The following is a 14,387-nucleotide window of genomic DNA, read 5'->3' on the forward strand; positions in this document are numbered from 1 at the left end:
AAACACCTCTGTGGCTGGGTTCAATGAAAGACGGGGGCGATGCCCGGCTCGATTTCGCTGCTTCTCGCCATGGCGATGCCCAACAGCGACTGCAACGATTCGGCAGCCGTTGTTTCCGTGGCCCTGTCGAAGATGGCGGCGATATAGCGATCAGGGCGCAGCAGCAAAAACTTGTTTGAATCGCCCAGTATTCCTTTGAGCAAACCCTCACGGTCCTGGAGCACCGTGCAGTCAGGAATCGAAGGCATGGCCTGGACGTGCTCGGGAAGGATCAGGATGCGTTTGGCTTCAAGATGGTCCCAGAGGTCATGCTTGAGTTCATCGATACGTTGGCGGGTAGCGTCACTGTATTGAATCAAGGCGAAGCCGGCGCCGATGGCTTCGTCGAGGAGACGTTCGTGGCCATGGGTATCGGTGAGCATCGGTTGAGGGAACATCTGCCCGCAGGACAGTTTTCCAGCTTCACCTTCGGTGAGTACCAGCCCTTTGGTGAACCGGGGTTTAGGCTTGAAGCGCATTTGCAGGAAATAGTCCCGCAACGGTGGCAGCAGGCCGATCAGGGCGAATGCAGCGCTTATCATACGAGCGCGCAGGACGGTCGCCGGTGCCATGACCACACCGAGGTTCAAGGCCAGTTTGATCAATGCCCACGCATGATCGCGACGTTCGCTTTCATAAGACAGCAGGGCGGTTTCAGCCATTTTTCCCTTCAGCACGCCGATCAGCTTCCAGCCCAGATTGTGCGCATCGCGAACACCGCTGTTCATGCCCTGTCCGGCATAGGGCGGGGTCAGATGAGCGGCATCGCCGGCGAGAAACACGCGGTCGACCTGCCACCGCTCGGCGACCCGGGCGTGAAAGGTGTAAACAGTCTTGCGCACGATGGAAACCGGGGCGTCACCCTTGAATGGGCGAAGTAACGCCTGCAGGCGAGTATCGCTGAGCACTTGCTCATCCGTTTCATCCGGCTTGAGCAGGAACTCGAATCGGCGAGTACGGTGGGGGCCTGGCACTTCGACGACGGGACGTCTTGCATCGCAATACACGCGTGTTTGCCAGAACGGGTCGTCATCTTGATCGGTATCGACCACCAGCCAGCGCGAGGAGAAGCTCGACCCGACCATCTCAATCCCGAGTTGCTTGCGCACCGGGCTACGGCCGCCATCGCAGGCGACCAGATAGGCAGCGCTGACGTCTATCATCTCGCCATCGGCGTCACGGATCAGCGCGCGTACGCCGTGGTGGTCTTGACTGAATTCCAGCAGCTCATGGCCGAACCATGCCTTCAGACTGGCAAAGCGTTCGAGGCCTTTCTTCAAGGTGCTCTCGAAAAGGGGTTGGCGAAATGCATTGCGCTTGGGGAACCCATACAACTTGCCGGTAGGCTCGACTTTGCCAAAGCAGCGGCCGCCGGGCCGAGTGAAATAATGCACGCCGTAGCCAGGAACCACGTCACGCAACACGGCTTCATCCAGGCCGATGGCCTGCATGGTGCGCAAAGACTCGTCATCGATCGAAACGGCCCGTGGCTCGGTCACGGTGCCGGGCTTGCGATCAATGATCAAGGTGTCCACATCGGCCTGGCCAAGCAGGTTAGCGAGGGTCAGTCCGGTAGGACCGGCACCGATGATCAGTACCTGGGTGGTGAAACTTTTGAGGGTTGTCATTGTTATTCCCTTCCGGATGGCTCAGTCCAGTTGCCTGGGACGGTTGGCGAGTGCAGCCATGCGCTGCGACAGGTCCTGCGCCAGGGCGAGAATCTGCTGTCCTTGTCCCTCTTCCTGAGCACTGTCACGTTCTTGAATCGGGCGAACGCAGCTGATGCTGCCGACGACCTTGCCATCGCCGTCGAAGATCGGTGCCGCGAGGCCATAGACCCCAGCGTCGACCTCGCCTGCGCTGGCGACATAACCTTGACGACGCAATTGCTGCAGCGAACGGCGAAACTGTTCCCAGGTCTGGCCAAGGTTGCTGGCGCGTACCTCGTCGGGTTTCTCCAGAAATAGCTGACTGTGTTGACGCGAGGTCATGTTGGCGAGGATCGCCTTGGAGGTCGCACCCAGAAGCAAGGGTCTGGGTGAACCGCGGGAATAGCTGACCTCACTGAACAAATCGCCGTGCTGATGAATACAGACGACCTGGTCCTTGAACAGCCGGCAGATCAGCCAGACTTGTTGCTCGCTCCACCGTGGGAAGCTCGGCTCCAGTGATTGTGCGGCGCGTACCAGGGGGTCGCTTAGCCGCAATTGACGGTCCCAGGTAATGATCCGGGCACCAAGCGCGTAACGCCCGGCTTCGACCTGGAACAACAAGTTCGCCTCGGCCAGTTCGCGCACGTAGCGGTAAATAGTCGAACGGGTGAATCCCAATGCACCGCCCATGTCGTCGACAGCCCAGATAGGGCTCTCTTCGGTGAACAGGTCGAGTACCCGCAGCATGCGCTCCAGGCTCGAACCTTTGGTGTCGGCATCCTGTTCTGGCAGTTGTTCCGATGGGTGCAGTTTGGTCATGGTTTATTGCTCGTCAGCGATGCTGTTGCGCAGGATGCCGATTCGAGAGATCTCGATCTCGACTTCATCGCCGGGCTTCATCCATACCGGCGGCTCACGGAACGCGCCGACGCCACCGGTGGTACCACTGACAATGACGTCGCCGGGGGCCAGCTCGGTGAAGGTGGAGCAGTATTCGATCAGCTTGCGTACATCGAAAATCATGTCGCTGGTGCTGGTGTGCTGCATCACTTCGCCATTCAGGCGAGTGGTCAATTCCAGGTCCTGTGGGTCACCGATCTCATCGCTGGTGACTAACCAAGGGCCAAAACCGCCGGTGTTCGGGAAGTTCTTGCCCGGTACGAACTGAATGGTGTGCTTCTGCCAGTCGCGGACACTGCCGTCGTTGTAGCAGGCGTAACCGGCTACATAGTCCAGCGCGTCGGCTTGCTTGACGTGACGTGCCGTTTTACCGATCACCACTGCCAACTCGCCCTCAAAATCAAGCTTGTGCGAGGCCTTTGGGCGAATGATGGGTTGCAGGTGGGCGGTCTGGCTGTCGGCGAAGCGGGTAAAAATCATCGGGTAGGTCGGCATCTCACGACCGGTTTCGCGCACATGAGTGGCGTAGTTGATGCCAATGCACAGCACCTTGCCCGGGTTCTGGATGACGGGCAGGAAAGTCACTTCAGTCAGAGGGATGCGCGGCAGGTTCGCCAGGACGACGCTGGTCAGCTCGCCCAGGCGATTGTTGGCGATGGCTTGCTTGAGATCGGTGCCAAAGGTTGGCTTGACCGATTCCAGATCAATGACCTGATCGCCTTCGACGACGCCGTAGGTGCTACGACCTTGCACAATAAAGCTCGCGAGTTTCATGGAGTCTCCTTGGTAGAGAGTGGTGCATGCGCACGGGATGCAATGAGGGTTAATCTAGTCTTGCAGATAAATCCTGTAAAGTAGGATTTATGCATAAATCCTAAAATATGAAATTTATGTAAAGTTTACCGCTTTCGGCAGACCGAAGGATCGAGGGAAAAAGGGCGATGAGGGAGGTGTGCCACCCGTACGGTGCGGATGGCAACGATGTTATGAGAGGTTGGAAAAGGGACGAGGGCTTAATACCCGTCAGCGATCTGTAGCAGCGGACGGAACCTGCATTCGGCAACGCGACACAGAATGCGTCAGCTCAGCTTGGTGCCCAGCACCCGTGCAGCGACATGCGCATCCGGAACGGGACTTTGATTCGCGCAATCGGGCCACTCTCCATGTCACGAGAGTCCAGAACGACGAGCTCACTACGGCCCTCTGCGATGAGATTGAGCAGGGAAACGACATAGCCATCGGCTTCCTCCGCATCTGGGGAACGCGGAATGAAAATGGGCTCCTGGAAGCATCCGCTGTCACCGGGAAACCAAGCGTCGGTGGCTCCTGTTTTCAGGTTCACGTGAGCCAACAAGTTGAAAAACTGAAACGGTATCGGTCCATTCTCGGGGTTGTAGGGGCGCTGCGGATCAAAGGCGAGCAGGAAGCCGTGCTCGTACTTTCGACCGATGTAGCGGTCATCACACCTTGGAAATTCACAGGGGTAGTCAGTCAGTGGCAGCGGTTGGATTTCGTCCTGCGAACCATTCAGGTCAAAGGTCCAGCGCATCAGGCTGGCGGCTAGCGTTTCAGGCGGTGGGACATAACCGTCCGCCTGGGGGAAGAAGTAGAAGATGTTCCCTCCGGTGACCGGCATATCGACGTAAACCTTGCCGTCCTCATCGAACGCATTGAGTGTATGGCCCTGGAAACCTTCCTTGGGCCCCTTGAACCAACGAACGTCTTGCGCGCGCCCGTTGCGTGGCACGACAGCGAAAAGCTGAGGTAAATCGGGTTGCCATTGGAAGTGTGGCCCCCCGTTTTTCATGCGTTCGATGTCCACTGTTAACGGAATGAGCGGGAACACGACGTAGCGTTCGGTCACCGCGAAATCATGAACCATGGCCGCATAAGGTGCCTGGAACCAGATCTCATGCAGCAGCTTTCCGTCTGGCGAGAGTTCGAAATAGGCCAGGTCAGGCGTGCCTTCTCCTTTGGCTTCATAGCTGAATGCCAAGAGGTTTCCTGTTGCCGGGTCGAGCTTGGGGTGTGCGGTGAACGTCGCTGATTTGATCTGCCCGTCAAAACTCCATTCGCCGAGGGTCTCCAGCGTTTCGAGATCCATTGCCCAAGGCATGGCATCTTCCTTGAGTGCAAGCAGAACGCCGTTGTGTGGCACGACGGTTGTGTTCGCGGTGGTGTTGTTCTTCGCCGCAAGCGGATCATTGGTGTAGACGTTTCGATAGATACCATTGAGCGAACGCCCCTCACGACGCTGGGCCAGCAACCGATCCGTCTTCACGTAGCGACGTCGCAGCGATACCTTGCCGTGCGCGAAGTAGAACCCGCTGACCATTCCGTCACCGTTGAAAAAGATATCGGTGCCCAGCATAGGTGGGTATTGCGGGTCTGGCGCAACCTGATAAAAAGTCCCACGGATCGAGGCGGGAAGGGTGCCTTCAATCTCGAGATCGAACACTTCTGCTTCTACGCGGCTGGGCGTATAGAGCGCGCCGGAAAACTCAGGGGTTTGAGGGAATGGAATAGTCATCGGGAAATCTCATTAATAGGCGGTTTCGTTCATGTTCAGGGAGAGCGTTCAGACCGATTGGGGGGACATTGCCGGCCCGGTAGGCTTCACGCCTCGACGAAAGCGTGCAACGACCAGACACGAAATAATCAAGGCTGCCAAATAGGCTGAGGCGGCCAGCCATCCTACCGCCCGGAAGTGTCCCTCACCGACGACAAGTGCTGCACCAAATGGGCCGAGCCCTTGGCCGATAAAAATGGCGGCGTTACCCAAACCCGCCAGTCGACCGGAAGGGTCCAGTTCGGCAGCCATGGACAGCAGGTAAGGCAGGCTGAAAAACCACACCATATGGATCAGGCAGGCAGTGGCGGCAAAAGCAACGGCACTGTCGCCATAGACCATGACCAGGGTCGCCAGCAACGCTGTACCGAAGCTCAATAGTTGCGGAAACAGCAAACCCAGGCGACGTCCGATCAGCCCGGCAAGACCTGCTCCAAAGGCGCCAGCAAGGATGCTGCCTCCGAGAATGCCACCAATCTGCTGCGGCTCCAGACCAATGCTTTTGCCGATGCGCTCCTGGTAAACCCACAGGGCGGAATGTCCGAAAAACAGCAGCGCAAACAGCATGATCAACAGAATGGACGTGAGACCAAATGGCGGAGTCGAGATGTTGGCCGAACGATGTGCTTGCGGGTAGCGTTTGGGCACCCTCCGGCAACCCGACGCCGCGAGCACGCTGGTGATGGCCAATAGGGAAAACGCACCATTTACGCCGAATGTTTGCACGATCATGGGCATGGAGGTCACCAGCAGCATGCCCCAGAGGAGATTGCCGATATTGATGACTGCGAAAGTTGCATCTTTAGACGTGCGCAGTGCTGCTGTAGCGTAGACAACCGCCATGACAGCGCCACCGCCTGCACCGCAGATCATTCTGCAAATTAGTAGCCAGGGCTGGCTGTGGAATTGCGTGCTGGCCAGATTCCCTGATGCCATGATCAGTAAGGCAACCAGGGCGAAGCGGCGCCGGTCGACGCTCGCCATAAATAGTGCGCAAACACCGCACGCGATGGCCATCGCGATAAGTTCGGCTGCGAAAATGGCGCCTATTGCATTGAGCGGCAAGCCGAGTTGATCGATCAACGCGCCACCCAGAATAGGCTGGATTTGCAGCGTCCCTAGGGAAATGACCATCATCAGGCAAATAGCGCCCAATGATTTTTTGCTGTCGATGGAGTCGAGCGCGTTCATGGAGCATTACCTCGGGTAAGAGGGCCCGCTCCTTATGCAGGAGCGGGCGCACACGTCAGTCAGAACTTGTGAACGTAACGAACCTGCACTTGGTAATCCGCTCGGGAGCGGTTTTCGACGCCGGTCTCTTTATAGGTGTTCAGCCAAAAAGCTTTGTCTTCGGTGATTTTCCAGAACAGGCCCGGGCCAATACCCAATACCTTTTCCCGAGAATTGCTCAGCCTGCCTCCGTTGACCTCGTCATCCGATATCTGCCTGAAGTAGTACCCGTTGATGCCGACCGAGACCTTTGGGATCACTTCATACGAGGCCGTGAAGTTGGCCCACGCCGACTGTCCTGCCTGGGTGTCGCGTACGGATTGCCCTTCGAAATATTGCGCCGAGCTGCTGGCGGGGTCGTCGTTCTTGAAGTTGTACAGGTACTGCAACCTCCAGCTCACCTCCCAACGCGGCGCGGGCATCCAGGTCGCTGCCCAGTAGGGGTTCACAGAGAAGTAGTTGGAGCCTGGGTTCAGGTCTTTATGTTTGTCGTATTTACCCGTTGGAAGGATGGTATCGAAAGCCACACGCTGCACAAAAACCGGCCTGCCGTGGGCGTCGACGATCGGATCGAACTGGACCTGAGGCCCAACCGTGATGTCACCGAGGCCGGTGGCGTTATCCTGGAGCCTGGCACCGTTGTCTCCGAAATCGCCATCCAGGGAGACGATGGGCACCAACAAACTCCAGCCCAAGTGCGCACCGCCCCCGATGGTGTCGGGTGAGTAATAGCTCAGCTGATTGATCAGCGTGATGACGTTGATCTTCGGATTATCAAAGGCGCCATTATCCTTGCCTGCATTGTCCCTGATGCTGCTTGCGGTGCTGAACTTCAGATAGGTCTGATGCGTCAACCCGGGCGGTCCCGCGAAACCATCGTAAAAACTGGTGCCGCCCAGGTTGATACCGCTGGGCTGGTTCACCGAGGGGGGTGGAGGGCCATCTGCTGCTTGTGCGGCAAATGATGCGAAGGTGAGTGCCAGGCAGGCTGGCAGGGATTTTGTCAGGCTCATCGCAGTGGCTCTATTTTTGTCATTGTGAGCGGGGTAACTTCCCCTGGCACTTCGACTTTAATTCCTGGATTTTTGTGATGCTTGAGCACAACGGCCAGAGTTGACTGAGCGTGCCATGATGCAGAAAGACCTCAGGCCACCCCTTCACCACCGCTGTGCCAATTTCGTCACCCCCCGCGACCAAACCCATCAAGCCACCCTCCTGCAAATAGACCACCCTGACCGGTCTGTCCAAGGAGATGACCATGATCCGACTGACCCTGATTCAAGCCCGTGAACTGGCCGAATCGATCCTGTTGCACAACGGTTTTAATCTGGCCCACGCGCAAGCGGTGGCGGCGACGGTGATCGCCGGCGAGCGCGATGGCTGTGCCTCCCACGGTTTGTATCGGATTCTGGGCTGCGTGAATTCCCTGCGGGCCGGCAAGGTGTCGGCCGATGCCGAGCCGCAGGTGATCGACCAGGCGCCGTCGATCGTACGGGTGGATGCCGCTGGTGGTTTCTCGCAATTGGCGTTTCAGGCCGGGCTTGGGTTGCTGGCGGAGAAAACCCGGGCCAACGGGATTGCGGCGTTGGCGATCAATCGCTGTGTGCATTTCTCGGCACTGTGGGTGGAGATCGAGCAGTTGACCGCTGCCGGGTTGGTGGCGCTGGCGTGTAATCCGAGTCATGCCTGGGTGGCTCCGGCCGGGGGACGTGTGCCGGTGTTCGGCACCAATCCCATTGCTTTTGGCTGGCCGCGGGCGGGGCAGGATCCGTTTGTGTTCGACTTCGCCACCAGTGCGATTGCCCGCGGCGATATCGAGTTGCATCGACGTGCCGGCAAGGCGATTCCCGAGGGTTGGGGCGTGGACGCTAAGGGCCGGCCGAGCACCGATGCCAACGTCGTGCTCGACGGCGGCGCGATGCTGACGTTCGGTGGGCACAAAGGCTCGGCGCTGGCGGCAATGGTGGAGTTGATCGCCGGGCCTTTGATCGGTGATCTGACCAGTGCCGAATCGCTGGCCTATGACGCGGGCAGCAAGTCGTCGCCGTACCATGGCGAGTTGATCATTGCGCTGGATCCGCGACGTTTTCTGGGGGCGGCCACCGAGGAACATTTGGCCCGGGCCGAAGTGTTGTTTCAGGGCATTGAAGGGCAGGGTGCACGTTTGCCGTCGCAACGGCGTTATGCGGCGCGGGCACGCAGTGTGGTGGAGGGGATACAAATTCCCGAGGCGCTGTACAACGACCTGAACGCACTGCTGGCTTGAATGCGATGAAAATCCTGTAGGAGCGAGGCTGTGTGGCGAGGGGGCTCGCTCCTACAGGAGGTTGTGTTTTTACAGCGGTTCGCGGTGGCTGTTGCCATCAACCAGTCGCGCAATGCCCAACGGGTTGGCGTTTTTCAGGGCGTCGGGTAGCAAGGCGTCCGGGCAGTTCTGGTAGCACACCGGGCGCAGGAAACGCTCGATAGCCAGGCTGCCGACCGAAGTGCCACGGGCGTCGGAGGTTGCCGGATAGGGCCCGCCATGCACCATGGCATCGCAGACTTCGACGCCGGTGGGGTAGCCGTTGAACAGCACCCGGCCGACCTTTTGTTCCAGTAGTACCAGCAGATCGGCGTGTTCCTTCAGGTCCTGTGCTTCGCCAATCAACGTGGCGGTGAGTTGACCGTGCAAATTGTTCAGTGCTTGTCGCAACTCGGCCTTATCGGCCACTTCGACGACGAGGGTGGTCGGGCCGAACACTTCTTCCTGCAACAGCGGATCACCCTTGAGCAGCAGACTGGCGTCGGCCTTGAACAGTTGCGGCCACGCTTGATTGCCGTGCTGATCCTGGCCCGCCAGGCGGATTATTCTCGGATGGTCGAGCAAGGCCTGCACGCCTTTTTCGTAGCTGCCGAGGGTGCCGGCGTTGAGCATGGTTTGCGCCGGTTGTTCGGCCATCAAGGCACTGAGCCGCGCGATGAAAGCGCTGAAGTGGGGTGAGCGCATACCGATCACCAACCCCGGATTGGTACAGAACTGACCGCAACCCTGGACCACCGACGCCACCAGTTCACCGGCGATTTTTTCGCCGCGTGCAAGCAAGGCTCCGGGCAATACCAGCACCGGGTTGATGCTGCTCATTTCGGCGAACACCGGGATCGGTTGTGGCCGTGCGGCGGCCATGTCACAGAGGGCGCGACCGCCTTTTAGCGAGCCGGTGAAACCGACGGCCTGGATTGCCGGATGCTTGACCAGCGCTTCACCGACGCCTGCACCGTAGATCATGTTGAACACACCTTTGGGCATGTCGGTTTGCTCGGCGGCGCGGATGATTGCATCGGCCACGTGCTCGGCGGTCGCCATGTGTCCGCTGTGGGCCTTGAACACCACCGGGCACCCGGCGGCCAGGGCGGCAGCGGTGTCACCGCCGGCAGTGGAAAAGGCCAGCGGGAAATTACTGGCGCCGAATACGGCCACCGGGCCGACGCCGATCCGGTATTGGCGCAGGTCGACCCGTGGCAATGGCTGACGGTCGGGCAAGGCGCGGTCGATGCGCGCACCATAGAAATCGCCCCGGCGCAGAACCTGAGCGAACAGGCGCATTTGGTTGGTGGTACGACTGCGTTCGCCTTGAATGCGCCCGGTCGGCAGCGCGGTTTCGCGGGTGACCAGAGCGACGAATTCATCATCCAGCGCATCCAGTTGCGTGGCGATCGCTTCAAGAAATTCTGCACGGCGAGTTGCCGGTAGATTGCGCAAGGCCGGGTAAGCGGCAGCAGCGGCCTGGGCGGCGGCGTCCACTTCTTCCACGGTGGCTTGCATGAAAGAGAAGGGCAGCGCTTCGCCGGTGCTGGCGTCGTGGCTGTGCAGAGTGATGCTGCCGGCGGCGCTGCGGGCGCCGCCGATGTAGTTGTGGCCGATGATCTCGGGCATCAAAAAAACTCCTGTCGGGAAAGGTGAGGCAGGACCTTTGCAGGTCAATCAGGGTGCTGAGCCGTGCGCTGTTTTGTGGCGAGCGAGCTTGCTCGCGTTGGGCTGCGTAGCGGCCCCAAAATAGCGGCAACAATTGCCTATTTTGCGAGTGCTGCGCGCTCGAGCGGGAGCAAGCTCCCTCGCCACAGAGCGGGGTGTGACAGGTACAACGCTCAAACCAACGAATCACCCCGGCGTGCCATGGCCGGCACGGCGCTATCCAGGGCAGCAATGCGCGCAGCGGATTCGGCATCCACCAGGTGCAACGACTTGCCACGGGTTTCCCGGGTCAGGCCGACGGCCACGATGGAGATCAGCGCGGCGCCCACCAGGTACCAGGCGATGGGTGTCGAGCTGTGATATTTGTTGAGCAGGGTGATGGCGATCAGCGGTGCCAGGGATCCGGCGAAAATCGGCGCCACTTGGTAGCACAGTGAAAGTGCGGTATAGCGCACATGGGTCGGGAACATTTCGGCCATCAGCGCCGAGTAGGGCGCATAGGTCATCGACTCGATGGCCAGGCCCAGGATGATCGCCGCCATGATCAGCCAGTTGTTGCCGGTGTCCATCATCGGGAAACCGACAAAGCCCCAGAACGCGGTGAGCACCGCGCCAGTCAGGTAGATCGGTTTGCGCCCGACGATATCCGACAGATACCCCATCAACGGAATCAGGAAAAAGTGCACCAAGTGCGCACCGAACATCAGCAGCAGAATTTCCGAGGTGTCCTTGTGCACCACCAGTTTCAGGTAGGTGATCGAAAAGGTCACCACGGTGTAATAGAGGATGTTCTCGGCGAAGCGTGCGCCAATCCCTACCAGCACGGCGCGCCAGTGATGACGCAGCACTTCGACCACGCCCAGCTGTTGCTGCTTGGTCTGCGCCTGACGGGCCTGGGCTTCTTTGAAGATCGGCGCGTCATCGACGCTGGTGCGAATCCAGTAACCGATCAGCACCACCACCGCCGAGAACCAGAACGCCACGCGCCAGCCCCAAGCGAGGAATTGTTCCTCCGACAGGTTCGACGACAACAGCAGCAGAGCGACGGTGGCCACCAGGTTGCCGGCCGGCACCCCGGCTTGCGGCCAACTGGCCCAGAAGCCTCGGCGATTGTCGGGGCAGTGTTCGGACACCAGCAAAATTGCGCCGCCCCATTCACCGCCAAAGGCAAAGCCCTGGATCAGCCGTAGCAGCACCAACAACACCGGCGCGGCATAGCCGATCTGGTCGAAGCCGGGCAGGCAGCCCATCAGAAAAGTGGTGATACCGACCACCACCAGGCTCAATTGCAGCAGGCGTTTTCGGCCGAATTTGTCACCATAGTGACCGAACACCAGACCGCCCAATGGGCGAGCGAGAAAGCCGACCGCGTACAGGGCGAAGGCGGCGATGATGCCGTCGATGGGGCTGTCGGTCTGGCGGAAGAACAACTGGCCGAAGACCAGTGCGGAGGCTGTGCCGTAGAGAAAGAATTCGTACCACTCGGCGACGGTGCCGGCCATGGCGGCGGCCACTACGCGTTTGAGTCCCGAGGGGGTGGTTGCGCTTTGCGTGTGTAGAGGATTGGACATGCTGGCGTTTCCTGTAGAGGCGCAAAAACAGGCAGCCGGGCCGGGTCCGCAAAGACCCGCCCGGCAATCACTCAGAGACCGACGTCTGGCAACTCCGGACGGTTAGCCAGGGCCTTGGCCATGATCTGCTCGACGAACACCCGATCGGTTTCCGGCAGTGCCAGGCGTGGCGGACGGGTCAGCGCGCTGCCGCGACCGGCGATGGCTTCACAGAGCTTGATGCACTGCACCAGGTCGGCACGGGCATCGAGGTGCAGGATCGGCATCAGCCATTCGTAGATCGGCATGGCTTCGGCGAAGCGACCGGCCTTGGCCAGGCGGAAGATGGTTTCGCCTTCTTTCGGGAACACGTTGGACATGCCCGAGACCCAGCCCTCGGCACCCACTGCGATGCTTTCCAGCACCACGTCGTCGAGACCTGCGAACAGCACGAAACGGTCGCCAACTTCATTGCGCACGTCGATGAAACGACGGGTATCGCCGGACGAATCCTTGAAGCACACCACGTTGTCGCAGTCGGCCAGGGAAATCAGGATGTCCGGGGTGACGTCGTTTTTGTAGATCGGCGGGTTGTTGTAGACCATCAGCGGTACGTCGGCGTTTTTCGCCACGTAGCGGTAGTGCTCGGCGGTCTCGAACGGCTTGGAGCCGTAGACCAGCGCCGGCATCAACATCACGCCATCGACGCCGACCCGGCGCACGGCATTGGCGACCTTGGCCGCTTGCACGCTGGTGAACTCGGCCACACCGCAGATCACTGGCACGCGACCCCGGGAGGCGTCGACCGCGACTTCGGTCACGGCGATTTTTTCTTCGGCGGTCAACGAGGTGTTTTCCCCCACCGAACCGCACACCACCAGGCCTGAGACGCCGTCACGGATCACGTTGGAAATCACCTGATGGGTTTTTTCCAGGTTGATGGAGAAGTCATCGTTGAATTGAGTGGTCACCGCGGGGAAGACGCCACTCCAGTTGATACGTTTGCTCATTGTTGCCTCCGGTTCTTTTTTGTATTTCGTATACGATATTCCAAGTGACAATATTCGGCTAGTGCTTTTTTCAATCAATCAGGGTTTTTTGCTGGTGGGTGAAATCACTGTGGCTAGGGAGCTTGTGTGGTGAGGCAGCCCTTGTGGTAAGGGGGGCTTTTGTGGCGAGGGAGCTTGCTCCCGCTGGGTTGCGCAGCAGCCCCAATGCTGTAATCGCGGTTTGTCTGAAACAATCGGTACTCTGGTTTCACGACTGCTGCGCAGCCGAACGGGAGCAAGCTCCCTCGCCACAAAAAGCTGCCTGGCCACAAAAGCACCTTCTCCATACAAACATCCTCGCCACAAAAGCTCTGCTTCGGCCTCAGGCACCCGGCCAGGTGTCTGACAAGCGATAGCCCTGTGGCCACGGATCGCTCGGATCGAGCAGCAATTGGTGGGTGCCGGTGATCCAGGCCCGGCCGGAAATACACGGGTAGATCGCCGCTCGCCCGGCCACTTCGGTCAGGGAATCGATGCGGCAATGGAATTCGGAACCGATGATCGAGCGGCCAATAAAGCGCTCGCCCACTTGCATCAAGCCTTTGGCCTGCAGCACCGCCATGCGCGCCGAACAGCCGGTGCCGGTGGGCGAGCGGTCGATCTTGCCGGGTTGAATCACTACCGCGTTGGCTCCGGTGGCAATGCCGTTCTCCATGACGATGGGCGCCGCAATCTGGCAGAAGGAAATATGTGACCACTCGGGGTTCAGCGGATGGACGAAGCCCAACTGTTCATTGGCCGCGCGAGTGATTTTCAACCCGACCGCTACCAGGTCGGCAGCCTCATCAGGACGAATGGAAAAGCCCAGTCGTTCAGCGTCGGCGATTACAAAGCTGTCGCCGCCATACGCAGTGTCGACCTGCAACGAGCCGAGGCCTTCGACTTCGATCCAGGCGTCGAGGCGGTCAGCGAAGGAGGGCACGTTCTTGATTTCTACCCGCTCGACCTTGCCATCACGGCAGTCGGCCACAGCCTCGATCAGGCCGCCGGGCGCTTCGAGTATCAGTCGGGTTTGCGGTTCGGTCATCGGCAGGATGCCGCTGTCGAGCAGCACTGTGGCCACGCACAGTGAATTGGAGCCGGACATCGGTGGCGTGTCCGCCGGTTCCATGATGATCCAGGCCATTTGCGCCCGAGGATCCTTGGCCGGCACCAACAGGTTGACGTGGCGGAACACGCCGCCGCGAGGTTCGTTGAGTACGAAGTTGCGCAGTGTCTGATCCTTGGCGATCCAGCGCGATTGCTCCCACACCGTGGCGCCCGGTGGTGGGGCGACGCCGCCGACGATCACATCGCCGACTTCGCCTTCGGCGTGGCAACTGACAACATGAATGACTTTCGATGAGCGCATTGCCTGCTCCTTGTTTCGTTTGTCAGGGCCTCATCGCGAGCAGGCTCGCTCCCACAGTGGCCTGCGTCGGTCACCGATTTTAGGTACACCAC

The 14,387-nt window shown here is 59.6% G+C and carries 11 protein-coding genes; 1 reads left to right on the plus strand and 10 read right to left on the minus strand.

Annotated elements, in window-relative coordinates:
- Positions 1-20: 20 nt before the first annotated feature.
- The 6 genes from ACQKPC_RS06485 to ACQKPC_RS06510 form a co-directional block, all read right to left on the minus strand.
- Positions 21-1,667, minus strand: a complete 1,647-nt coding sequence (locus tag ACQKPC_RS06485; RefSeq protein ID WP_427623688.1) for a bifunctional 3-(3-hydroxy-phenyl)propionate/3-hydroxycinnamic acid hydroxylase — start codon at positions 1,665-1,667, stop codon at positions 21-23.
- A 21-nt stretch (positions 1,668-1,688) separates the two neighbouring features.
- Positions 1,689-2,510, minus strand: a complete 822-nt coding sequence (locus ACQKPC_RS06490) for an IclR family transcriptional regulator (RefSeq protein ID WP_427623690.1) — start codon at positions 2,508-2,510, stop codon at positions 1,689-1,691.
- Between the two features lie 3 nt (positions 2,511-2,513).
- On the minus strand, positions 2,514-3,365 hold the full coding sequence (locus tag ACQKPC_RS06495; protein ID WP_427623692.1) for a fumarylacetoacetate hydrolase family protein: 852 nt from the start codon (positions 3,363-3,365) through the stop codon (positions 2,514-2,516).
- Between the two features lie 310 nt (positions 3,366-3,675).
- Entirely contained in the window at positions 3,676-5,121 is a 1,446-nt protein-coding gene (locus ACQKPC_RS06500; protein ID WP_427623694.1) for a carotenoid oxygenase family protein, read from the minus strand.
- A 48-nt stretch (positions 5,122-5,169) separates the two neighbouring features.
- Complete coding sequence (locus ACQKPC_RS06505; RefSeq protein ID WP_427623696.1) at positions 5,170-6,351, minus strand: MFS transporter; 1,182 nt, start codon at positions 6,349-6,351, stop codon at positions 5,170-5,172.
- A gap of 59 nt (positions 6,352-6,410) precedes the next feature.
- Positions 6,411-7,403: a SphA family protein gene (locus ACQKPC_RS06510; RefSeq protein ID WP_427623698.1), complete on the minus strand. Its 993-nt coding sequence runs from the start codon at positions 7,401-7,403 to the stop codon at positions 6,411-6,413.
- A gap of 245 nt (positions 7,404-7,648) precedes the next feature.
- Between ACQKPC_RS06510 and ACQKPC_RS06515 the strand changes: the two genes are divergently transcribed.
- The gene (locus ACQKPC_RS06515; RefSeq protein ID WP_427623700.1) at positions 7,649-8,656 is read left to right on the plus strand and encodes an Ldh family oxidoreductase; all 1,008 of its coding nucleotides are present in this window, start codon (positions 7,649-7,651) and stop codon (positions 8,654-8,656) included.
- 69 nt (positions 8,657-8,725) lie between these two features.
- Here ACQKPC_RS06515 and ACQKPC_RS06520 read toward each other — a convergent pair whose 3' ends face one another.
- The 4 genes from ACQKPC_RS06520 to ACQKPC_RS06535 all read right to left on the minus strand — a co-directional run bounded on the left by ACQKPC_RS06520 (position 8,726) and on the right by ACQKPC_RS06535 (position 14,295).
- Entirely contained in the window at positions 8,726-10,306 is a 1,581-nt protein-coding gene (locus ACQKPC_RS06520; RefSeq protein WP_427623702.1) for an aldehyde dehydrogenase (NADP(+)), read from the minus strand.
- Between the two features lie 212 nt (positions 10,307-10,518).
- On the minus strand, positions 10,519-11,916 hold the full coding sequence (gene abaF / locus ACQKPC_RS06525) for a fosfomycin efflux MFS transporter AbaF (protein WP_427623704.1): 1,398 nt from the start codon (positions 11,914-11,916) through the stop codon (positions 10,519-10,521).
- Positions 11,917-11,987: 71 nt separating this feature from the next.
- Positions 11,988-12,905 carry a dihydrodipicolinate synthase family protein gene (locus ACQKPC_RS06530; RefSeq protein ID WP_427623706.1) on the minus strand — a complete coding sequence of 306 codons (918 nt, stop codon included), beginning with the start codon at positions 12,903-12,905 and terminating at the stop codon, positions 11,988-11,990.
- Between the two features lie 361 nt (positions 12,906-13,266).
- A complete protein-coding gene (locus ACQKPC_RS06535) occupies positions 13,267-14,295 on the minus strand; it encodes a trans-3-hydroxy-L-proline dehydratase (protein ID WP_427623708.1) in 1,029 nt (342 codons plus the stop codon).
- Between the last annotated feature and the right edge of the window lie 92 nt (positions 14,296-14,387).

Origin of the sequence: Pseudomonas sp. NPDC089918 (assembly GCF_050280605.1) — a bacterium.
Classification (GTDB): Bacteria; Pseudomonadota; Gammaproteobacteria; order Pseudomonadales; family Pseudomonadaceae; genus Aquipseudomonas.

Excerpts from the sequence above, each read along its gene's own strand:
- ACQKPC_RS06515 (WP_427623700.1), top strand. The coding sequence starts at position 7,649 with ATGATCCGACTGACCCTGATTCAAGCCCGTGAACTGGCCGAATCGATC.
- ACQKPC_RS06530 (WP_427623706.1), bottom strand. The coding sequence starts at position 12,905 with ATGAGCAAACGTATCAACTGGAGTGGCGTCTTCCCCGCGGTGACCACT.
- ACQKPC_RS06535 (WP_427623708.1), bottom strand. The coding sequence starts at position 14,295 with ATGCGCTCATCGAAAGTCATTCATGTTGTCAGTTGCCACGCCGAAGGC.
- ACQKPC_RS06490 (WP_427623690.1), bottom strand. The coding sequence starts at position 2,510 with ATGACCAAACTGCACCCATCGGAACAACTGCCAGAACAGGATGCCGAC.
- ACQKPC_RS06495 (WP_427623692.1), bottom strand. The coding sequence starts at position 3,365 with ATGAAACTCGCGAGCTTTATTGTGCAAGGTCGTAGCACCTACGGCGTC.
- abaF (WP_427623704.1), bottom strand. The coding sequence starts at position 11,916 with ATGTCCAATCCTCTACACACGCAAAGCGCAACCACCCCCTCGGGACTC.
- ACQKPC_RS06520 (WP_427623702.1), bottom strand. The coding sequence starts at position 10,306 with ATGCCCGAGATCATCGGCCACAACTACATCGGCGGCGCCCGCAGCGCC.
- ACQKPC_RS06510 (WP_427623698.1), bottom strand. The coding sequence starts at position 7,403 with ATGAGCCTGACAAAATCCCTGCCAGCCTGCCTGGCACTCACCTTCGCA.
- ACQKPC_RS06500 (WP_427623694.1), bottom strand. The coding sequence starts at position 5,121 with ATGACTATTCCATTCCCTCAAACCCCTGAGTTTTCCGGCGCGCTCTAT.
- ACQKPC_RS06505 (WP_427623696.1), bottom strand. The coding sequence starts at position 6,351 with ATGAACGCGCTCGACTCCATCGACAGCAAAAAATCATTGGGCGCTATT.
- ACQKPC_RS06485 (WP_427623688.1), bottom strand. The coding sequence starts at position 1,667 with ATGACAACCCTCAAAAGTTTCACCACCCAGGTACTGATCATCGGTGCC.